The organism is Mesorhizobium sp. RIZ17, assembly GCF_051127865.1.
In the GTDB taxonomy this organism is placed as follows: Bacteria; Pseudomonadota; Alphaproteobacteria; order Rhizobiales; family Rhizobiaceae; genus Mesorhizobium; species Mesorhizobium humile.
Genome location: NZ_CP147861.1, coordinates 3,397,228 through 3,416,627, shown reverse-complemented (window position 1 = coordinate 3,416,627; position 19,400 = coordinate 3,397,228). Strand labels below are relative to the sequence as shown.

Sequence of the window (19,400 nt, the reverse complement as noted above, 5' to 3'; positions counted from 1 at the left end):
CCCCTCACCTGCTCGGCCGCGCAAAGAGCGGAATCCGCCGCGGCGGTTGCCGGCCGTCAGTCCTGGTGATGCGCACCACCTGCTGCTGCTTGCTGCCTAGACGCAGTTCTGCAGCGCCAAAGAGGCGATCGACGATGTAGTAGTTGCCGCGCATGCGATAATTGACGAGCTGGCTGTCCCCATCGGCACCGACGATGAAGAGAGGAGGCGCTTCACCCTGATCAATGCGACGGGGGAATTCGATATAGACCTTGCTGCCATCGTCGAAAGCGCGCGTCGGCCTCCAGGGTGGTGTGTCGCCGGTGATTGAATACCGAAAGCGGATATTCTCGAGCGCCACATTCGAAGCTACCGGCATGGCAGCCTCGGCTTGGGCGTTGCGCTGGCCTAGCGCGATGATCTGGTCCTCGCTATAGGTCCAGGAGATCGCCGCCATTGAGGTCTTCTCGGTGCTTTGAAGCTGCAAATGGTAGGTGCGTCGTTCCGTGGTGATCACCAGATTTGTGTCAAGTCCCGGCGCGAAGGGTTTTACCAGCACATGGGTGCGCTGATTGTCACCGGTGCCGCTGACGGTATCGCCGATCACCCAACGCACCGTGTCGCCGGCCGACACGGCTGTTAGCTTCTCGCCCGGCTGGAGTGCGATATCGGTGACGCGCTCCGGTGCGGCGTAGAGCTGATAGAGCGCGCCATCGGCGAATGGATAAACCTGAACCGCATTCATGTACCCATACCTGGTAGGTTGCTGCGTCGCTGCTTTATTGGCATCGGAGACCCGTTCTTCAGGAGAGCGCTTGTCTTCGGCCACCCTGCCCGGATTGGGCTGTAACTGACCGGGTAGCGGCAGCGGCTTTGGCACCTCGACTATCTTGACCGGCTTCTCCGGCGGCTTCTCGATTGCGGCTGGTTTGAAATCGGCAGCATCATAGGAAATCTCAGGCGGCGGTACCGGCTTCGACGCGCAGGCGGAGAGGACTGCTGTAGAGGCCGACAGGATCAGCACGGCACGGACCGACGACATTCTATTCTTCATTGGTGGACTCCTTTTGGGGAAACGGACGTCGGCGCAGCACTGTCGAGCTCGCGCGACCAGTCGATCGCATTGATGAAGACGCCGAGCGGGTTGTTGCGCAGTTGGTCAGTATTGCTTGGCGGGCGGATCACGATGGTGAGGATCGCGGTCCAGCGCGTCGTGCTGGCAAGGCTGCCGCGCTCAAAAACCTGCTCGGCCCATTTGACCTGGAACGAGCTGTCGGAAGCCCTGACCACGCTGGTCACTTGCACCGACACGCTGCGTGTGCCGATCTGGCCGAAAGGATCGTTCGCCTTGGCGTACTCGTTGAGAAAGAGCGCCGCGCGGTCGGTGGCGAAGTCATAGGCCGAAAGCCAGTTCTGCCGCACCAGCACCGGATCGGTGGAAACGGAACGGACATTCTGAATGAAGCGGCCGAGATGCCACGCGATCTGGGCATCGGAGGGCTCGTAGTCCCGGATTGCCGGCGCAACGGCGCGTGCCTCGCCGAAGCCGTCGACCTCGACGACGTAAGGCACGACGCGGCTCTGCATCGACTGCCACGCGAGTCCGCCGGAAAGTCCGGCCGCCAAGGTCAGACAGCCAAGAGCCATGAATCGCCAGTTGCGGGCCTGCACTCGAGATGAGCCTATGCGCTCGTCCCAGAGTTGCGCGGCCTTTTGATACGGCGTGACCGGCTCGGGCGTCTTGCCGTAACGTTGAATGGGTCGCTTGAATAGCATTTAGTCGTCCTTGTCGTTGAGAGAGGGATTGGCGCTGCCTCCCGGCCTGTCGCCTTCACGGACAGCCTGCATGGCGGTGTGACGGTGGGCACGGGCTGTCTGTTCGGAACGCAGGCGCCTGGCCCAGCCGGGCGCGGCATCAGCGACCGGACCAGTAGGGCTTCCGGTCATGGATGCGGTCGGCGCACCACCGGTCGCGGTCCAGGCAGCTTCGCGCCCGGCATCAACGCTACGCCCGAAGCCTCCTGCGGCAGATCGTGCCGCCCGCATTGCGGCGCCGCCGGCGGCGCTGGTCACACCATGCATTCCAGCAGCTACACCGGACAGGCCGGACTCGGGCGATGTTGCGCGCCCCATCTGCCAGGCCGTGAAAGCCGCCGACCCCATGGTCGTGCCGGCACGGAGTGCGGCGAGACCGCTGCCGGTTGCCGTGCGCGCGCCGGCAAATGCTGCGCCTGCGGCAACGAACGATGCACCGGCTGCGGCTGCCGTGGTTCCAAGTGCGGCGCCCGCGCCAAGCTGCGGCGCGCCCGAGACAAGACCGGAGGCTATCCCAGGTCCGAAAATGCCGAGACCAAGGAGCGCCAAGGCGCCCAGGACCTGTGACATGGCGGCGGCCAGATCCGGCTCCTTGCCTTGCAGCGCGGAAGCGAACTCGCCAAAGAGCGTGGAGCCGATGCCGATGATGACGGCCAACACCATCACCTTGATGCCCGACGAGATGACATTGCCGAGCACGCGCTCGGCGAGAAACGCTGACCGGTTCCAAAGCGCGAAGGGCACAAGAATGAATCCGGCCAGAGTGGTGAGTTTGAATTCGAGGATGGTGATGAAGAGTTGGATGGAGAGGATGAAGAAGGCGATGATGACCAGGAACCAGGCCACGAGCAGCACGAAGATGGTGAGCGCGTTGCCGAAGATTTCTGGGAAGCCGAGAAGCTGGCTTGCCTGATCGAGAAGCGGCCAGGCGCCCTCGAAACCGGTTGCGGCAATGCGGCCCGGATGCAGGAGATTGTCGGCCGAGAGATTGCCTGAGGACGCATTGATGCCGAGGCCAGCGAAGGACCGATAGATGATGTCGGCGAGGTTCTTGAAATTGTTCAGGATGAAGGCAAAGACGCCGACATAGAGCACTTTGCGGATGAGCCGGCCGAATATGTTGGGTTCGCCGCCGAATGCCCAGGCGAGGCCGGCAAGTGTGACGTCGATGCCGATCAGGGTCGTGGTAAGGAAGGCGACATCGCCCGAGAGCAGACCGAACCCGCTATCGATGTAGCGGATGAAGGTCTCCATGAAGCGATCAATGACCCCAAGGTCGTTCATGCCGCCTTCCTCGTCGTCAAGAGATTGGTGATCAGTTGCCGGGATAGGCCGTGCCTGTGCCGAGGAAGCGCTTTGTCGTCTCGCGCGCGGCCTCCTCGGACTGCGCCTTGCGCGCCGCATCCTCGGCCTCAGCGCGGAACTGCGTTGCGAGCAGCGTCTGGATCTGCATCTGCTGCTTGGTCGAAAGCGCAAGGAGCTGGTTAGTGGCCTGACTTGCCTGAAGCGCACCGGCCGCGCCTTGGCTGCGGTTGACGAGATCGGCAAGCAGGTCGCCATCACCGCGAACATTCTCGACGATCTGCGACTGAACACCCATGGTCTGACGGAATGCCTGCATTGCGCTTTGCCAGCGGTCACGTGCGGCGCTCGCCACATCGCTGACCTTGATCGTGGCGTCGTAGCTTTCCGGATATTGATTACGCCACTGGTCCTGAAGCTTGTTGAGATCAAAGCTCAGGCCACTTGCCTGGTCCATCAGACCGTCGATCCGTTGGAGCGAGCCGGTAAGCTGACCCACGGAAGAAAAATCCAGACCCTGAAGATTGCGTGCCATGTTCTGCAGCACGGTCGCCTGGTTCTGGAGCGACTGGATCTGGTTGTTGATCTGCTCCAGAGAGCGCGCCGCCGTGAGCACGTTCTGTGCGTAGTTCGACGGATCGAACACGATGAGCGCGTAGGCCGGCTGCACGTAGTCGGCCATCGGCTTGGCGATCAACGAAAGGGTGATCAGGCCCGAGAGAAAGCGGCGCCGCATCATGACGATTGCTCCTTGGTTGGTTGAGGGAATTGCTGGAGAAGCTCGGCCGCCCAATCCAGGCCGCGGGCGCCGAGGAAGCGAAAGACAAAGCTGTCCTGCCCGTGCTCGGACAGGACCCTGTCGATCAGGCTTTGCGCGGCTGGACCCGAGGCGCCGCAAAGTGCAAGCGCGATGGGGCCGAGCCCGAGCTCGAAGAGACGGTTGCCGCAGCGCGACTGCAAATAGTAGTGCCGCTTCGGCGTGGCCCGGGCGATCAGTTCAATCTGCCGGTCGTTGAGACCGAAGCGCTCATAGGCAGTCCGTGCCTGCGGTTCCACGGCACGATCATTGGGGAGAAAAATGCGCTGTGGGCAGCTCTCGATGATCGCCGGCGCTATTGCAGAGCCGGCGATGTCGGCAAGCGACTGCGTGGCGAAGATCACCGATACGTTCTTCTTTCGCAGCACCTTCAGCCATTCGCGGATGCGGGCAGCAAAAAGCGGATTGTCGAGATAGACCCAGGCCTCATCGAGCATGAGCAGCGTCGGTCGCCCGTCGAACCGCTCCTCAAGGCGATGGAAGAGATAGGTGAGCACAGGCAGCACAGCGCTTTGGCTATGCATCAGCTCCTCGGTCTCGAAGCACTGCACATCCGACAAGGCCAGCCGATCGTCGTCGGCATCGAGCAATCGGCCGAAGGGACCGTCGAGCGTGTAGGGCATTAAGGCGGACTTCAGTGCATTGGACTGAAGCAGGACCGACAGACCGGTCAGCGTGCGCTCCTGCGCCGGCGCGGTGGCGAGGCTGTTGAGCGCCGACCAGATCGCCTCCTTCACCTCCGGCGTGAGGGTGACGTTCTCATGGGCAATCAGGCCGGCGATCCATTCAGCTGCCCAGCTGCGCCTACCCTGATCACCGATATTGCGCAGTGGCTGGAAGGCAAGCGCACCGTCCGAACCCAAGACATGATGTTCTCCACCCATGGCGAGCGTTGCCGCGCGCGCCGAATTGCCTTTGTCGAAGACATAGACCTGCGCGCCGGCATAGCGACGAAACTGCAGGGCGATCAGGGCAAGCAGCACCGATTTTCCGGCGCCGGTCGGTCCAACGATCAGCATGTGGCCGACATCTTCGACGTGGGAAGAAAGCCGGAACGGAGTCGACCCGCTGGTTTCGGCGATGAGGAGCGGCGGGGCCTCTCGTCCAGTGACTTCAGCCAGATGCTCGTTCGCCGCAGGACCGGCCCACACCGAGGAAAGCGGCATGAGATGGGCAAGGTTCAGCGTGTGAACGAGCGGCTGACGAACGTTGGCATAGACATGACCCGGCAGCGAGCCGAGCCAGGCTTCGACCGCATTGACGCTTTCGCGGATGGTGGTGAACCCGAGCCCATTGATGATGCGCTCGACCGCGCGAAGTTTCTCAGCGGCGGCTTGGCGATCCTCGTCCCATACCGTCACCGTTGCAGTGAGATACCCGAAGCCGACATGATCGCCGCCCAACGCCTGAAGTGCTTCATCGGCGTCGAGCGCCTTATTGTCGGCGTCGCTGTCGACGAGCGGAACGGGTTCGTTGCTTACAACCTCGCGCAGGATTGCGACGATCGATTTGCGCTTGGCAAACCACTGCCGGCGCAAGCGGGTCAGCGTCTTGGTGGCCTCGGTCTTGCCGAGCGGAATGAAGCGCGTCATCCAGCGATAGGCGAAATCCTGATGATTGAGGGCATCGAGGATTCCGGGACGGGTGAGGTTCGGAAAGCCGAGGATGGTAAGTGTGCGAAGATGTTGCTCACCCAGCATCGGCTCCAAGCCGCCGGTAAGCGGCACATCGACCAGGATGCCGTCCAGATACATCGGCGTTTCCGGCACGGCGACCGGATGGCGGCGGGTCGAGATCGTGTCGTGCAGGTATGTCAGCGTCTCGGCGTCATCGAGCGGACGCACTTCGGGCATGAAGCCCGACAGAAGATCCAGCACACGGTCGGTCTCGTCACGGAACCGCGCCATCTCCTGGCGCCAGTCTCTTTCGCCTTCTGAATGATGCGAGTCGACGAGCGCGCTTTCCGCCCGCGCCTGGGCGTCCGGTGGCGGCATGGACAGCAAGGTGAGGTGATAGCGGCTCTCGAAATGCGCGACCTTGCCTTCGAAGGCAGCACGCCGTTCTTCATCAACCAGCCATGACGCCGCGTCCGGGAAACGCGAGGACGGATAGCCCAGCGCTTCGATGCGCTCGGCCTCGAAAAACAATGTCCAGCCGGAGCCAAGGCGTCTAAGCGCATTGTTGGCCCGGGCGCAGATGCCGATGAGTTCGGCTTCGGTCGAGCTTTCCAGATCGGGCCCGCGAAACCGAAGAGTCCGCTGAACGCTGCCGTCCTTGTTGAGCACGATGCCGGGCGCCACCAGTGCTGCCCAGGGCAGATGGTCGGCAAGCCGGTCGGCCTTGCCGCGATATTCCGAAAGGTTCAGCATGCGAGCCATCCCCTCAGGCGAAGGTGACGGACAAGCACGCTGGCAAAGTCGGGATCGCGCCTTGCGGCAAAGACCGCGAGCGTGTGGCCGCCAAGCCAGAGCACTAGCCCGGCAATCCATTGCTGCAAGCCTAGTCCGATGGCCGCAGCCACCGTGCCGTTGAGGATCGCCACCGCCCGCGGCGCGCCGCCCAGCAGGATCGGTTCAGTCAATGCCCGGTGAACGGGAACCTCGAAGCCCTCGATATGTTGCACTCCGGCGGCCATCAGACGAGCGCCCCGCCGCCGAAGGAGAAGAACGAGAGGAAGAAGCTCGATGCGGCGAAGGCGATCGACAGGCCGAAGACGATCTGAATCAGCCGGCGGAAACCGCCTGCAGTATCGCCGAAGGCAAGGGTCAGGCCGGTGGTGATGATGATGATCACCGCGACGATTTTGGCGACCGGTCCCTGCACCGATTCCAGGATCTGCTGCAGCGGCTGTTCCCAAGGCATGCCGGAGCCGGCAGCGTGCGCCGGAACTGTGAGAAGAAACGCGAGCGCGGCAAACGAAAGAAAGCGGAGCTTCTTGCGCATAAGGGGGCCTTTCAGAGTTGCTGGAGTTGCGGAGGCGTGAGTGGGGTGACGGCGTAGTCGCCGCTGCCGTCGAGACCTGTGACCTCAGCGATTGCATCGATGCGGCGCGACGAGCCGCGCCCCGCGATGAAGACGATGAGATCGATGGCATCGGCGATGAGGCGGCGCGGCACGGTGACGACAGCTTCCTGTGCAAGCTGCTCGATGCGATAGAGGGCAGAGCGCGCCGAATTGGCATGAACCGTGGCGATGCCGCCGGGGTGCCCGGTGTTCCATGCCTTGAGCATGTCCAGCGCTTCCGCGCCCCTGACTTCACCGACGATGATGCGGTCGGGGCGGAGCCGGAGCGTCGAGCGCACGAGATCGGCGAGTGTGACCGAGCCCCGCCTGGTTCTCAGGGCAACGCAGTCCTTTGCTGCGCATTGCAGTTCGCGGGTGTCCTCGATGAGGATCACTCGCTCGTCGCATTCGGCGACTTCGGCCAGCAGCGCATTGGCAAGCGTCGTCTTACCCGACGACGTGCCTCCGGCGACAAGGATGTTGCGCCGTTCTCGGACTGCCTTTATCAACGCATCGGCCTGCAGCGGCAACATGATGCGATCGGCAACATAGTTGGCCAGCGTGTAGAGCTTTGCGGCTGGTTTGCGGATGGCAAAGCAAGGCGCCAGCACGACAGGCGGCAGCAGTCCCTCGAAGCGTTCGCCCGACGGCAATTCGGCGCTGACAATCGGATTGTCCGCATGCGCCTCGGCACGCACGTGGGAAGCGACCAGGCGGATGATGCGTTCCGCCTCGGAAGGATGCATATGCACGGCCGTATCGATTCGGCCTTCTCCCAGCCGGTCGAGCCGCAGCGCGCCATCGGGATTGACCATCACCTCGATGACCAATGGATCGGCCAGCGCCTCAGTGATCGTCGGACCCATGGCGGTGCGCAGCATGGCGCGGCGTCGGTGGTCGGCCTCTGGATGAGCGCTCATCCTTCCCCTCCTCCGCCATTGTCTTTGCCAAGCGAGCGTTTCCCCGATGCGATCTGGCGACCGACCTGCTCGACGAATTTGTCGAAACGCTCCTGAGCAATCGCCTGTGTCGCCTTGTCCGGAACAGGCGTGTGGGCATGAAGCGTGATCGAAAAGCGGATGAAGAGCGCCAAGCTTTCCAATGTCATGTCGACATCGCGCCTGACGTGACTGAGGTCGCGGGAAAGACGGTCCAGCCTCATGCCATAGCGCCGATCGAGTTCATTCTCGCCACGCCGCTCGATGAAAGCTTCTACGGCCTTCGCGACGACCGCGGATTTTGTGGTCGAGGGATCGCGGCTGAGGTTGTCCAGCTTCTCGCTCAATTCCGGTTCGAGCAGAAACTGGTGACGAATGCGGTGGGGCTTCATGCGCTTGTTCCAACTGGCCGGCGCTGGCGGGCCGGCGGCGGAACAAGCATTATCGAGATGCCCAAAATTGCTTACGGCCGTTATCTACGCTGAGATACGCTCGAGCTGCGGAAAGCGTTCAGAAGCCGGGGACGATATCCTTATCATCGCCCCTTCCCTCGTTGATGCCATAGGCACCTGCGACGGTGGAGATCCGGTCCATGACGCGCTTGTCCGCCATCGCCTCGCTATCATCGTCTGCGGGTCTGGACAGATCGTCCTGGTCCGGTTCCTGGGTCACGGCGGTATGTTCTTCGGGTAGGCCAGGATGGCGCTGCTGCTGAACACCTCCCTCGTCCGCAAGCGCGGCGCCAGCGCTTTCATCGTCGGACGCAAGACGACGGTCGACGCCGCGTACTTGCCCAGTCCAATCGTCCGGCCGCGACATCGGGCAGTCCGCGTAGGGTCCGTCGCGCAACACCGGCGAAGGCAGCACCCGCTCGGTGAAATTGTGATCCTCATAGTATCGCAGCTTTTTGGCCCGGATGGGGGGCAATCCCGAAACCAGCACCAGTTCGTCCGCGGGCGGCAATTGCATCACCTCGCCCGGTGTCAGCAGCGGGCGGGCGGTTTCCTGGCGGCTCACCATGACATGCGAGAGCCAAGGTGCCAGCCGGTGGCCCGCATAGTTGCGCATGGATCTGAGTTCCGTGGCCGTGCCAAGCGCGTCCGAGATTCGCTTGGCCGTGCGCTCATCATTGGAGGAAAAGGCAATTCGCAAATGGCAGTTGTCCAGAATAGCGTTGTTGTCGCCATACGCTTTTGAGATCTGGTTCAACGATTGCGCGATCAAGTAGGCACGAATTCCGTAACCGGCCATAAACGCGAGCGCGGTCTCAAAGAAGTCGAGGCGACCGAGCGCCGGAAACTCATCCAGCATCATCAGCAGTTGATGCTTGCGGCTCTTCTTTGGGTCACCCTCGAGGCGCTCCGTCAGCCGCCTGCCGATCTGGTTCAGGATCAGTCGCACCAAGGGCTTGGTGCGCGAGATGTCCGATGGCGGCACGACCAGATAGAGCGACATCGGCCACTCCGCATCCATCAGATCGGCAATGCGCCAGTCGCAGTCCGATGTTACCGCCGCCACGGTCGGATCACGGTAGAGGCCGAGAAAAGACATGGCGGTCGAGAGGACGCCTGAACGTTCGTTCTCCGATTTGTTCAACACCTCTCGTGCCGCCGAGGCCACGACGGGATGGACCTGAGGCTTATTGGCCGAGCCGAGATGGTTGGTCGTCATCATTCGCCGCAAAGTCGCGGCAAACGAGCGTTGCGGGTCCGACAGAAAGGTGGCGACGCGGGCAAGAGTCTTTTCCTCTTCGGCGTAGAGGACGTGCAAGATAGCGCCGACCAGGAGTGAATGACTGGTCTTCTCCCAATGATTCCGCCGCTCCAGCGCGCCTTCCGGATCGACTAGAATGTCGGCGATGTTTTGGACATCGCGAATCTCGTCCGAACCTTTGCGTACCTCCAGCAGCGGGTTGTAGCGGGCCGATCGCGGATCAGTCGGATTGAACAAAAGGCAATGCGAGAACCTCGACCGCCAGCCGGAGCTCAGCTGCCAGTTCTCGCCTTTGATGTCGTGAATGACGGCCGAGCCGGACCAGGAGAGAAGGGTTGGGACAACCAGTCCGACGCCCTTGCCGGAACGTGTCGGCGCAAAGGCCATGACGTGCTCAGGCCCGTCATGACGCAGATACCGGTCCTTCAGTTTGCCGAGGAAGACGCCTGCCGGCTGAAACAGCCCTGCTTTCTCGATCTCCCGCGTCGCCGCCCATCGAGAGGAGCCATAGGTGGTGACCAAGCCGCGCTGGCGCGCGCGCCAGAGGGAACCAGCGATCGCAGCGGCACAGCCCATGAATCCACTGGTGCCCGCAAGCATGCCCGCCTTGTCGAATACCTCGGGCGCATAGGCATCGAATTGGAACCACCATTCCAACAGTTTCCACGGCTCGTAGATCGGCCAGCCAGCCGCGACAAACCATGGCGCGCCGAGTTGTTCCTGAAAGGCTAGCATATGAGCGCACCATTGCGTGGCAGCCCACACGCCGAGGAGAACGATGGCGAACACAATGGCGATCTGCCCAATCAGAAGCTTCGTGGGCGTCACTGGCTTGCTCCGCTGTTCTGGAGAGATGGATCGAGCATCGCCCGGGACGGCCGGAACAGGAATGCGCCCTATGTACGACTTGGTACGATGAGAGGCTGTTTGGCGCGCCGTTGCTCACCTTCGAGATGTATCAATATTCGCGCATTCCCGAGGACTGCTAAGTCGGAGGGGACTCATATCGGTCGTGCCTATCGTGAGCACGTGGTCGGCGAGCTGGCGGTGGCGTGCGGGCAAGCCGCTGAGGAAATTCCGAACATCGAGTCCGGTCTGAGGTACAACAAGCCTATCGAGATCGGATCGCGAGGTAGCCCTGCCCGCCATGGGAATTCCTCAGGCGAGTACCGACATATTGGGCGCTGCCTTATAAGTGGAAGGCGCCTTCCCGTTGCCTCTATCGCAGATAAGTTACCTTCCGGCCTTCGCGCTGGGTTTCCCAGCTGGACTGCGTTTCAGTCTCAATTCGCTGTGCTTCTTGTGAGCCAGACACCATTTCTCGGACGGTGAATTGACGACATTCATTGTCCGACAAGCCCTCGCCGGCGATCTGTTGGGCAGAGGCGGCTATCACCCCGGCCGTGGCTCATCCGCGCGCTGCAGAACCTCGATGAGCCGCCGGCTCAAACGCCCAGGCGGATGCAAAGATCCACAGATGCGTTCCGCCAGCCCTAGTTGCCAAGCATATGACGGGCATTTCGCAACGCGCCTAGGAAGAGGCCGGCATGGTGAGTGACATCGATTTTGGCCTGCATTGACACCGGCTTGCTGGTCCAATTCTCCAACGGTGCAATGAAGCGGGAGAAGGTATCGTCGACGACGCAGTAGCGGCTAATGGCGATCTGTTGGGCAGAGGCGGCTATCACCCCGGCCGTGGCACATCCGCGCGCTGCAGAACCTCGATGAGCCGCCGGCTCAAACGCCCAGGCGGATGCAAAGATCCACAGATGCGTTCCGCCAGCCCTAGTTGCCAAGCATATGACGGGCATTTCGCAACGCGCCTAGGAAGAGGCCGGCATGGTGAGTGACATCGATTTTGGCCTGCATTGACACCGGCATGCTGGTCCAATTCTCCAACGGTGCAATGAAGCGGGAGAAGGTATCGTCGACGACGCAGTAGCGGCTAATAAGGCCTTGTCTGTCCAACGCCAGCACACCAATCTGCCCGCCTCGATATCGGATGGCTGCGAGCCGTTGGACCTCGGCGTCATCATCGATCCGCACATCGAAAAGCAGGTTTCCGCGGCTCCTCGCGGCTATCTCCGCCGCTTTGTCATTGAAGCTCAAGCAGAGTGAGCGGACGCTTTCCACTGCCATCTGGAAAACCAACAAATCCAGTTCATTCACGGCCATGTGGGCAGTTGAGCCAATAAATGGATGATTGCAATGTCGCACAAGTCTTGTTCACAGGTGTCGGCGACTGATCGTTCGTGGCTTTCTGTCCGCTGCCGGCGATGGAATATTTGAAGGACGGCGGGTCCCGTATTTCCTGTCGCGTTGGCAACCGCGGCGGCCACCTGCGGGGCGGCAGCGGCAGAGATAATGTCATAGACAGGTGGAAGCGTGGGCTTTCTGCCCTTCAATAGTTCCCTGACCCTACAGATTTGCACGCGCGGCCGCAGCTTGCCGCCCGCCTCAACGGATTCGGCTTCTCTGGCAGCACGTTCCATTGCTGCGGTCGCCTTGTTGAGCGTCACCAGAACGCCAAGCTTCGTGGCTGGCAAGATCGCCAACTCGCTCAAGCTCACGACCTCTATTCGATGGACGGGCACGGCCGTGCATCGCCGCGACAGGGGACAACATCGTCGTGACCGACCCTCAAGCCCTATATCGTGTCGGCGGGATCGCTCACCAGGAACGGCGAGATCGCCGTGGAGGGCAAGCCCTTCCACATCGTGGCCGTCGGCCGGAGCGGCAAGATCCACGATCAAGCAGCTGAGAAAGATCACGCATATAGCCACGATCCCGCGGTCCAGCCGATCTACATTTGAGGACGACCAGATCAAGCAGCGCGCCCTGTCGAATTTGGGTCCGGGATTGGCAGTTGGTCTATCCCTTCCTGACGATGGAACGCTCGATCCAGTCATCGCTTATAAGGCGGAGAGCGGCGACCAGAGCGCAGATGAGTACGCGCCTACTACGAGATCGGCTATCGCACCAATTCGAGCGGATCACGATCGATGGCGGCACCGTGGCTTTCTTCGAGGGCGGGAAGCCGCTTGAGGCCTGCTACGCCGGCGACGGCTGTGAAATCCTGACCTCGAAGAAAGGAAACCGCATGGGCGTCAAATTTCGCTTCGGCGTCGCCTTGGCCTCCTCACACTTGGTTGGCTGACTCAGCGGGCAACCCGGTCGAGAAAAGCGTCGAATGCGGCAGCGACAACGCGCATCGCAAAGCGATGCTGCCGCCGTACGCGGACAAAACCCTTTTCGATGTCCACAATCCCGTCCTTGGCAAGCATCGCCAAGCGTTCAGCTGAATCGAGAAAATGGATCGGATCAGATCCGTGGGCGGCACAGATTGCCGGCACATCGGCCTCGAGATCGCACATTAGTCGCTCGATGATTGCGGCTCGCGCGCGGTCTTCGTCGGTGAGACGGTAGCCCTTTGACGTCGCCAGACGGCCAGCTGCGATGTGCCGGCAGTAGGAATCCCGTGTAACCTCGTTCTGGACGTAGCCCTCGCCGACACGCCCGATAGCCGACGCGCCGAAACCGATCAGGGTTTTGCAGGTGTCGGCCGAGTAGCCCAGCGAGTTGCGCCGCAGGCGACCGGTTTTCTGTGCCAGCGCGAGATCGTCGTCCGGCAAGGCGAAATGGTCGAGCCCGATCTCTCGGTAGCCGGCGGCAATCAGCGTCACGGCAATGGCCGCATCCTGTTCGGCGCGGGCAGCGCTGCCCGGAAGCGATGCCTCCTCGATGAGGCGCTGATTCTTAATAAAGGACGGAATGTGCGAGTAGCCGAACACCGCAAGCCGGTTGGGGCGCATGGCGACCGCCGCCCTCGTGGTCTCGACGCAAGACTGCACCGTTTGATGCGGGAGACCAAAGATGAGGTCGAAGTTGATGCTTGTCACTCCATGCCGACGCAGCATTTCGACGGCAGCCGCCGTCTGCGCCTCACTCTGGACCCGGTTGATCGCTTTTTGAACAATGGGATCGAAGCTCTGCACGCCGAGGCTCGCGCGGTTCACGCCGGCTGCTTGCAAGGCTTCGGCCATATCGGCCGTGAACGTGCGTGGATCGATCTCGACGGCGATCGTAGCTGTTTCCGCAAGCGCAAAGTGGCGGCGCAGGAATTCCGTCAGGGCGAGGAACTCAACTGGCCCCATGAGAGTTGGCGTTCCGCCGCCGAAATGCACATCGCTCACGGGCAGCGCCTGTGGCGCGTGCTCCGAGACCAAACGTATCTCGTCACGCAGCGCCGCCAGATACTTAACGATCGGCGCATCATGGCGGGTGATGGTGGTGGGGAAGCCGCAATACCAGCACTTTGATCGGCAGAACGGAACGTGCAAGTAGAGTGACGCCGGATCGTTAGCCGGTAGGTTCCTGAGCCATTCCTCATAAGCGTCGGCGCCGACCGCCCCAGAGAACTCCGCGACAGTCGGATAGATGGTGTACCAAGGCAGGCGGGCTTCGCGATGTTTTGTGGTCTGCAACAGTTACCGTCCCATGTTGTTGCCTTCCATCCTTACCACTGCGCTCTCCTGTGTCTTTGCGCTATATCAGTCCGGTCCGCTTTGGGCCCGATTATTTCGCAGCGATAGCCCCATTCAGCCTTGGCTGGACAGCGATGGTATGAGCACGCGCTGGTCAGGGACAAGCGCCATGGGTTTCCCGTCGAGACTTTCCCGCACACCGTTTGGTGTTACTATCCTATCCTATCCTATCCTATCCCCTCCCTTCAGCGTCCGATGGAACGCAGCATGCCGCATCCGACCAGTCGATTCGGCGTTGGGACCAGACTTTTGCTCGCCGGCTGGTGCGTAAGACGGCGTCACGTAGCGATACCTGGCTCGATGAGTTCGTCGTATTAATTGCCGGCACGAGGCTTTGCCTGTGGCGCACCGTCTGTCAGAGCGGGAATTGTGCTCGAGGAGATCGTCCAGGTCCGCCCCTGCCAAGGCTGCAAGCTTGATGAACCAATTTAGAAAGTAGCGCTACGCCAGGCGCATGATCACCGACAAATCGCGCTCCTGTGGCCCGGCAAAGCGCCGGAGTGAAGCGCAACTCAAGCATCGCTCGCAACTGACAATCGAGCGAATTCGCATGTGCTTCCGTAAAAACAAAAATGGCCCGTGCACGGCTTCCGATTCAGAGAGGGGCTTACAACGGCTCGTCTCGACCTTCCCGCCTTTCGGAACCACTTTGTCCGGATTAGCTGGAAAGCTGGTGCACCTCGCCACCGCCGACGTGTGGCCCTTCGCCCTAACGAGGACGCTTACGCCTAGGCATGTCGGCATCAGTGGGGCATCTCGGCTGACGTACCGAGCGGTGCACTCGCATGATGTCAACAATGTCGAGGCTCAAAACAAACAAAAGCTATCGCCATTGAACGATACTGTCGCGAAGCGAACAGACGAACCATGTCCGAAACATTTGCTTTTCGTGCTCAGCTTGACCCTCAGAGCAAAAAAGGAAAACGCAAACCAAGGTCCGACGGCAAACTTGAGTGTCAATCGTAGCTTGGTCGTGAGGTTGGCACGTCATTTGCGGGGTGATTTTCGAAGCCGTTGTGACGGTACGCCCGCAGCTATCGGAGATAATCATGGCGATCGACTCGGAAGTGTTTGATTCCCCCCCGGGCATTTCAAGCAGGTGATATGAGAACAACAACTTATCGTGTTAAAGTATGATTCAGCTTCAGAGCCCCTGTTGTTGAATAATTATTATGATCCGTGTGTCACACTGCGATAGGCGCAGCGATGTGCATCGTTTTCGATTGTGGGGACAGGAAGGGCTGGCTCGTTCGTTGACGTCCCGTTCTTCAATATTTGAACGGAGATCAAGAATGAACATCAGGAGCCTCCTGCTCGGCTCAGCTGCGGCCCTGATCGCCGTTTCCTGTGCCCGAGCCGCCGACGCCATCGTCCTGGCCGAGCCTGAGCCCGTTGAATACGTCAAGATCTGCGACGTTTACGGCGCTGGTTACTACTACATCCCCGGCACCGAGACCTGCCTGCGCATCGGCGGCTATATCCGTTACGACATCGGCCTCGGCGATGTCGTATCGTATGACAAAGCCAGAACCACGGATGTGAAGACTGGCGCGGCCCGGGGCATATGGCAAAACCACACGCGTTTCACATTCAAAACTTGGACCGGGCAAGAGACCGAACTCGGTACATTGCAGACCTACATCGAGACCCGCATGAACTACGGCAAGCACACCGCCTATTCCGGTTCTGACAGTCCTCGATACTATGCCTTCAGCCAAGGCATCACGTTGACTTTCGCCTGGGTTCAGCTTGGTGGCCTCCGAGTTGGCAAGGACTGGTCCGCCTTCGACATGTTTATTGGCTACGCGGGCGACGTGCTCAATCAGATGCTTATCCCGTACGGCGCCTTCGATACTAATGTGGTTCAGTACTACTTTGACGCCGGTAACGGCTTTTCGGCTGTGGTTTCACTCGAAGAAGGCTCGGGCCTGGTCGGCACCATCGACAGCTACGTTCCGCACCTAGTCGGCGGAGTGAAATACACACAACACTGGGGCGCGATCACCGGCGTTGTCGCTTATGATAGCAACTACGAATCGGTCGCCGGCAAGGTCCGCATCGACGTCGATGTTACCGACCAACTCTCGCTATTCGGAATGTTCGGCTACGGCTCCAGCGGCAAGCTCAACGATGACGTCACTAACGCAATCGACGCTCATGGTCGCGGGTTCTACAAAAGTTGGGGCGGTAACTGGGCTTTCTGGGCCGGCGCCACTTACAAGCTCAATGAGACAACTTCGTTGAATCTTCAGCTCTCGGGTGATCAGCTCAGGAACTATGGAGTCGCTGCAAACGTTGCCTATGCGTTTCTTGCAGATTTCACAATTACAGCCGAACTCGACTATGACCGCTACGGCGACTTCGCCGTCGGCAAGGTCGACCCTTCCATTAGCTGGGCTAATGCCAACAAAAAGAGCAGTGTCGGCGGCATCCTCCGTTTCGAACGTTCATTCTAACGGGAGGAAGAGCTTCATCTCGGTGGCCTCCGGCGGCGAATGACGATTATGCGGGGGACCTGCCACGCCTGCGGCAGATAAGCCCTGACACGTTCGCAATCGGATACAGCTGCGATTAGGGCGCGGCCGATGCCCCGCTTGCCGGGATGTGACAGCTGGTAAAGCGTTGCGGCAGGTTTGCTGGCGGGCGCGTGATCGCCGAAGCAATCGCCGAACTCGCCCAGTATCCCAGCTTCGATAACGACTGAATCGGCGGCGACTCAATGCAACCTTGGCTTCCGGAGACCGCGCTGACCGCCGCCGGCCTGACCGCGCTCGCCGCGCAGGATGCTTCGGACAAGCAAATCACCTGCGTCAAGGCGCCCTTCAAGTCGCTGATCGACCATGTCTTTATCTCGCCCAATCTCGTGCCGTGCGACCACGATTTCACGATCCTCGCGCTCGACCGAACCATCGAGCGGTTCCAGGAAGTGTCGATCATCGCCCGGTCCTCTTGCGACTGGCCGGGCCTATCGGTGAGCGTTAGATCCAGAACGAGGTTACACGGGATTCCTACAGCCCGCACATCGCAGCTGGACGCCTGGCAAAGTCAAAGGGCAACCGTCTCACCGACGAAGACCGCGGCGAGCCGCAATCATCGAGCGAGGACGAAATAGTGGACAGCGAAGGGTTTTATCCGCATGCGGCAGGAGGATCGCTTTGTGGTTAGCGCTATTGCTGCGTATTCGATGCTTTTCTCGACCGGGTTTGCCCGTAGGCACAGCCAAGCAGCGTGAGGGGAGGCCAAAGGGATAACCAATCGTCGCTAAACGGCATGCTCCAGCAAATAACGGCAAGGCGGTAGCGGCGCGCTTGAGCCCCGGTTGAAGTGCTTGGAGTTTTTCCGAATGGGCGAGCGTTGCGACTAATGAAGGCGTCACATCATTCGACGGTGACTGATTTTGCCAGGTTGCGTGGCTGGTCGAGATCTGTGCCCATGAAGAGCGCCGTGTGGTACGCAAGAAGCTGTATCGGCAGCGAGAAGATCATCGGCGCGATAATCTCGTCGGTGGCCGGCAGCACGATCGTGTGCATCGTATCGAATTTCGATGCGGCTGCCCCTTTTCCATCGGTGATGAGGATAATGCGCCCTCCGCGGGCGGCCACTTCCTGCATGTTGGAGAGGGTCTTGTCGAAAAAGCGATCATGTGGCGCGATGACGATCACTGGCATGTTCTCGTCTATCAATGCGATAGGACCGTGCTTCAATTCACCCGCCGCATAGCCTTCGGCGTGGATGTAGGAAATCTCCTTGAGCTTCAGCGCACCCTCCATCGCCAGTGGGAAATTTGTGCCACGGCCGAGATAAAGGACATGATGACACTTTGACAGTTCGCGCGACAGAAGCTCAATCTCCGGCTGGATGCTGTCCAGTACCTGCCTCATGAGGCCCGGCATTTCGGCGAGGCTCTCGACGAGCGCCTGCACCTCATCTTCGGTCACGGTTCCGCGGGCCTTGGCTGCGTGGATGGCGAGTGCGGCAAGAGCGGCTAGCTGGCAGGTGAAGGCCTTGGTGGAGGCGACGCCGATCTCTGGGCCGGCAAGGATCGGAAAGACCACATCGGCCTCCCGAGCCATGGTCGATTCGCGCGCATTGACGACAGCGCCAATTTTCAGCCCAAGCTGCTTGCAGTACCTCAGCGATGCCAGCGTATCGGCGGTTTCGCCCGACTGTGAAATGAACAGAGCCGCAGACTGCGGCGACAACGGAATCTCGCGATAGCGGAATTCGGATGCAACATCTATTTCGACCGGCAGGCGCGCATAGCGCTCGAACCAGTATTTTCCGATCAGCCCGGCGAGATATGCGGTGCCGCAGGCAGAGATCGCCAAGCTCGGGATCTTGGCGAAGTCGATGCCAAAAACCGCATCGGCACCATTTTCGATGAAATTGATATAATGACCGAGCGCATCGGCGATGACCTCGGGCTGCTCGAGGATTTCCTTCTCCATGAAGTGGCGATGGCTGCCCTTGTTGGCCAGAGTGGCCACGGCCACGGAGGTCTGGCGCGGACGCGCGACGGGGTGGCCGTCGTAATCAAAGATATCAGCGCCCGTCCTGCCGACAACGGCCCAGTCACCGTCAATGAGATAGGTGATTTCATTCGTGAATGGAGCAAGCGCGATCGCGTCGGAGCCCAGGAACATCTCGCCGTCGCCGTGACCGATCGCCAGCGGTGGTCCATTGCGCGCCGCAATGATGGTCGACGGATCATCCTCAAAGAGGATGGCAAGCGCGTAGGCACCCCTGACGCTTTTCAGCATGGCATGCACCGCCTCACCACGCCTCATGCCCTCCCGGCGGTGCCTTGCCAAGAGATGCGCAAGGACCTCAGTGTCGGTGTCGGTCTGGAACTCGGCTCCCGTCGCCGCCAATTCGTCCTTCAGTTCGGCGAAATTCTCGATGATGCCGTTATGGACGACGGCCACACCATCCGTGAAGTGCGGGTGTGCATTGCGTTCCGTCGGTGGCCCATGGGTTGCCCAGCGGGTGTGGGCGATGCCGATGGTACCACCCAGCGGCTCTTCCTTGAGCCTCCTCTCGAGATTGACGAGCTTGCCCTCCGCGCGCCGGCGGTGCAAGGTGCCCTCGGTGATCGTCGCAATGCCGGCCGAGTCATAGCCGCGGTATTCCAGACGCTTCAATGCGTCGACCAGGCGTTCCGACACCGGCTGTTGCCCAACGATGCCAACAATTCCGCACATGTTCTTCTCCGAATTCTTCCCGGCAGCCTTAGCCGACGCAGACGAGGGACGCCGCCCGGCATGCGCTCAGTTAGATTCTTCTAATAGA

General features: G+C 60.7%; 17 protein-coding genes. 3 read left to right on the top strand and 14 right to left on the bottom strand.

Annotation, left to right across the window (positions count from 1 at the left end; all coding sequences use genetic code 11):
• Positions 1–4: 4 nt before the first annotated feature.
• The 12 genes from trbG to WDX12_RS16295 form a co-directional block, all read right to left on the bottom strand.
• A complete protein-coding gene (gene trbG / locus WDX12_RS16350) occupies positions 5–1,033 on the bottom strand; it encodes a P-type conjugative transfer protein TrbG (protein ID WP_434725542.1) in 1,029 nt (342 codons plus the stop codon).
• Positions 1,030–1,755, bottom strand: coding sequence for a conjugal transfer protein TrbF (trbF, locus tag WDX12_RS16345; RefSeq protein ID WP_434725541.1), 726 nt, complete (start codon positions 1,753–1,755; stop codon positions 1,030–1,032). The genes trbG and trbF overlap by 4 nt, the downstream gene beginning before the upstream one ends.
• A complete protein-coding gene (trbL, locus tag WDX12_RS16340) occupies positions 1,756–3,078 on the bottom strand; it encodes a P-type conjugative transfer protein TrbL (RefSeq protein WP_434725540.1) in 1,323 nt (440 codons plus the stop codon).
• A 31-nt stretch (positions 3,079–3,109) separates the two neighbouring features.
• Entirely contained in the window at positions 3,110–3,835 is a 726-nt protein-coding gene (gene trbJ, locus WDX12_RS16335) for a P-type conjugative transfer protein TrbJ (protein ID WP_434725539.1), read from the bottom strand.
• A complete protein-coding gene (trbE, locus tag WDX12_RS16330; protein WP_434725538.1) occupies positions 3,832–6,282 on the bottom strand; it encodes a conjugal transfer protein TrbE in 2,451 nt (816 codons plus the stop codon). Before trbE ends, trbJ begins: the two co-directional genes overlap by 4 nt.
• A complete protein-coding gene (locus WDX12_RS16325; RefSeq protein ID WP_006329217.1) occupies positions 6,276–6,548 on the bottom strand; it encodes a VirB3 family type IV secretion system protein in 273 nt (90 codons plus the stop codon). The genes trbE and WDX12_RS16325 overlap by 7 nt, the downstream gene beginning before the upstream one ends.
• A complete protein-coding gene (locus tag WDX12_RS16320) occupies positions 6,548–6,856 on the bottom strand; it encodes a TrbC/VirB2 family protein (protein ID WP_010914020.1) in 309 nt (102 codons plus the stop codon). The genes WDX12_RS16325 and WDX12_RS16320 overlap by 1 nt, the downstream gene beginning before the upstream one ends.
• Before the next feature lie 11 nt (positions 6,857–6,867).
• Positions 6,868–7,836, bottom strand: coding sequence for a P-type conjugative transfer ATPase TrbB (trbB, locus tag WDX12_RS16315; protein ID WP_069091251.1), 969 nt, complete (start codon positions 7,834–7,836; stop codon positions 6,868–6,870).
• Positions 7,833–8,246, bottom strand: coding sequence for a CopG family transcriptional regulator (locus tag WDX12_RS16310; RefSeq protein ID WP_027033450.1), 414 nt, complete (start codon positions 8,244–8,246; stop codon positions 7,833–7,835). Before WDX12_RS16310 ends, trbB begins: the two co-directional genes overlap by 4 nt.
• A 118-nt stretch (positions 8,247–8,364) precedes the next feature.
• The gene (locus WDX12_RS16305) at positions 8,365–10,395 is read right to left on the bottom strand and encodes a conjugal transfer protein TraG (RefSeq protein ID WP_172352290.1); all 2,031 of its coding nucleotides are present in this window, start codon (positions 10,393–10,395) and stop codon (positions 8,365–8,367) included.
• A 957-nt stretch (positions 10,396–11,352) separates the two neighbouring features.
• Positions 11,353–11,742 carry a hypothetical protein gene (locus WDX12_RS16300; RefSeq protein WP_434725537.1) on the bottom strand — a complete coding sequence of 130 codons (390 nt, stop codon included), beginning with the start codon at positions 11,740–11,742 and terminating at the stop codon, positions 11,353–11,355.
• Entirely contained in the window at positions 11,733–12,131 is a 399-nt protein-coding gene (locus WDX12_RS16295) for a hypothetical protein (RefSeq protein ID WP_434725536.1), read from the bottom strand. Before WDX12_RS16295 ends, WDX12_RS16300 begins: the two co-directional genes overlap by 10 nt.
• Positions 12,132–12,433: 302 nt before the next feature.
• On the opposite strand from WDX12_RS16295, the gene WDX12_RS16290 reads away from it, so the two are divergent.
• Positions 12,434–12,724, top strand: coding sequence for a ZinT/AdcA family metal-binding protein (locus WDX12_RS16290; protein WP_434725535.1), 291 nt, complete (start codon positions 12,434–12,436; stop codon positions 12,722–12,724).
• A 1-nt stretch (position 12,725) separates the two neighbouring features.
• Here the strand turns inward: WDX12_RS16290 and hemN are convergent, their stop codons facing one another.
• Positions 12,726–14,051 (bottom strand): oxygen-independent coproporphyrinogen III oxidase, encoded by a 1,326-nt coding sequence (hemN, locus tag WDX12_RS16285; protein ID WP_097572443.1) that lies wholly within the window; start codon positions 14,049–14,051, stop codon positions 12,726–12,728.
• Positions 14,052–15,403: 1,352 nt separating this feature from the next.
• Here hemN and WDX12_RS16280 point away from each other — a divergent pair.
• Entirely contained in the window at positions 15,404–16,567 is a 1,164-nt protein-coding gene (locus WDX12_RS16280; RefSeq protein WP_434725534.1) for a porin, read from the top strand.
• Between the two features lie 263 nt (positions 16,568–16,830).
• A complete protein-coding gene (locus tag WDX12_RS16275) occupies positions 16,831–17,223 on the top strand; it encodes a hypothetical protein (protein ID WP_434725533.1) in 393 nt (130 codons plus the stop codon).
• A 265-nt stretch (positions 17,224–17,488) separates the two neighbouring features.
• Here the strand turns inward: WDX12_RS16275 and glmS are convergent, their stop codons facing one another.
• Positions 17,489–19,312, bottom strand: a complete 1,824-nt coding sequence (gene glmS / locus WDX12_RS16270) for a glutamine--fructose-6-phosphate transaminase (isomerizing) (RefSeq protein ID WP_434725532.1) — start codon at positions 19,310–19,312, stop codon at positions 17,489–17,491.
• Positions 19,313–19,400 lie beyond the last annotated feature (88 nt).

Coding starts and splice junctions, on each gene's coding strand:
- trbG (WP_434725542.1), bottom strand. CDS start 1,033: ATGAAGAATAGAATGTCGTCGGTCCGTGCCGTGCTGATCCTGTCGGCC.
- trbF (WP_434725541.1), bottom strand. CDS start 1,755: ATGCTATTCAAGCGACCCATTCAACGTTACGGCAAGACGCCCGAGCCG.
- trbL (WP_434725540.1), bottom strand. CDS start 3,078: ATGAACGACCTTGGGGTCATTGATCGCTTCATGGAGACCTTCATCCGC.
- trbJ (WP_434725539.1), bottom strand. CDS start 3,835: ATGATGCGGCGCCGCTTTCTCTCGGGCCTGATCACCCTTTCGTTGATC.
- trbE (WP_434725538.1), bottom strand. CDS start 6,282: ATGCTGAACCTTTCGGAATATCGCGGCAAGGCCGACCGGCTTGCCGAC.
- WDX12_RS16325 (WP_006329217.1), bottom strand. CDS start 6,548: ATGGCCGCCGGAGTGCAACATATCGAGGGCTTCGAGGTTCCCGTTCAC.
- WDX12_RS16320 (WP_010914020.1), bottom strand. CDS start 6,856: ATGCGCAAGAAGCTCCGCTTTCTTTCGTTTGCCGCGCTCGCGTTTCTT.
- trbB (WP_069091251.1), bottom strand. CDS start 7,836: ATGAGCGCTCATCCAGAGGCCGACCACCGACGCCGCGCCATGCTGCGC.
- WDX12_RS16310 (WP_027033450.1), bottom strand. CDS start 8,246: ATGAAGCCCCACCGCATTCGTCACCAGTTTCTGCTCGAACCGGAATTG.
- WDX12_RS16300 (WP_434725537.1), bottom strand. CDS start 11,742: ATGGCCGTGAATGAACTGGATTTGTTGGTTTTCCAGATGGCAGTGGAA.
- WDX12_RS16280 (WP_434725534.1), top strand. CDS start 15,404: ATGAACATCAGGAGCCTCCTGCTCGGCTCAGCTGCGGCCCTGATCGCC.
- WDX12_RS16275 (WP_434725533.1), top strand. CDS start 16,831: ATGCAACCTTGGCTTCCGGAGACCGCGCTGACCGCCGCCGGCCTGACC.
- glmS (WP_434725532.1), bottom strand. CDS start 19,312: ATGTGCGGAATTGTTGGCATCGTTGGGCAACAGCCGGTGTCGGAACGC.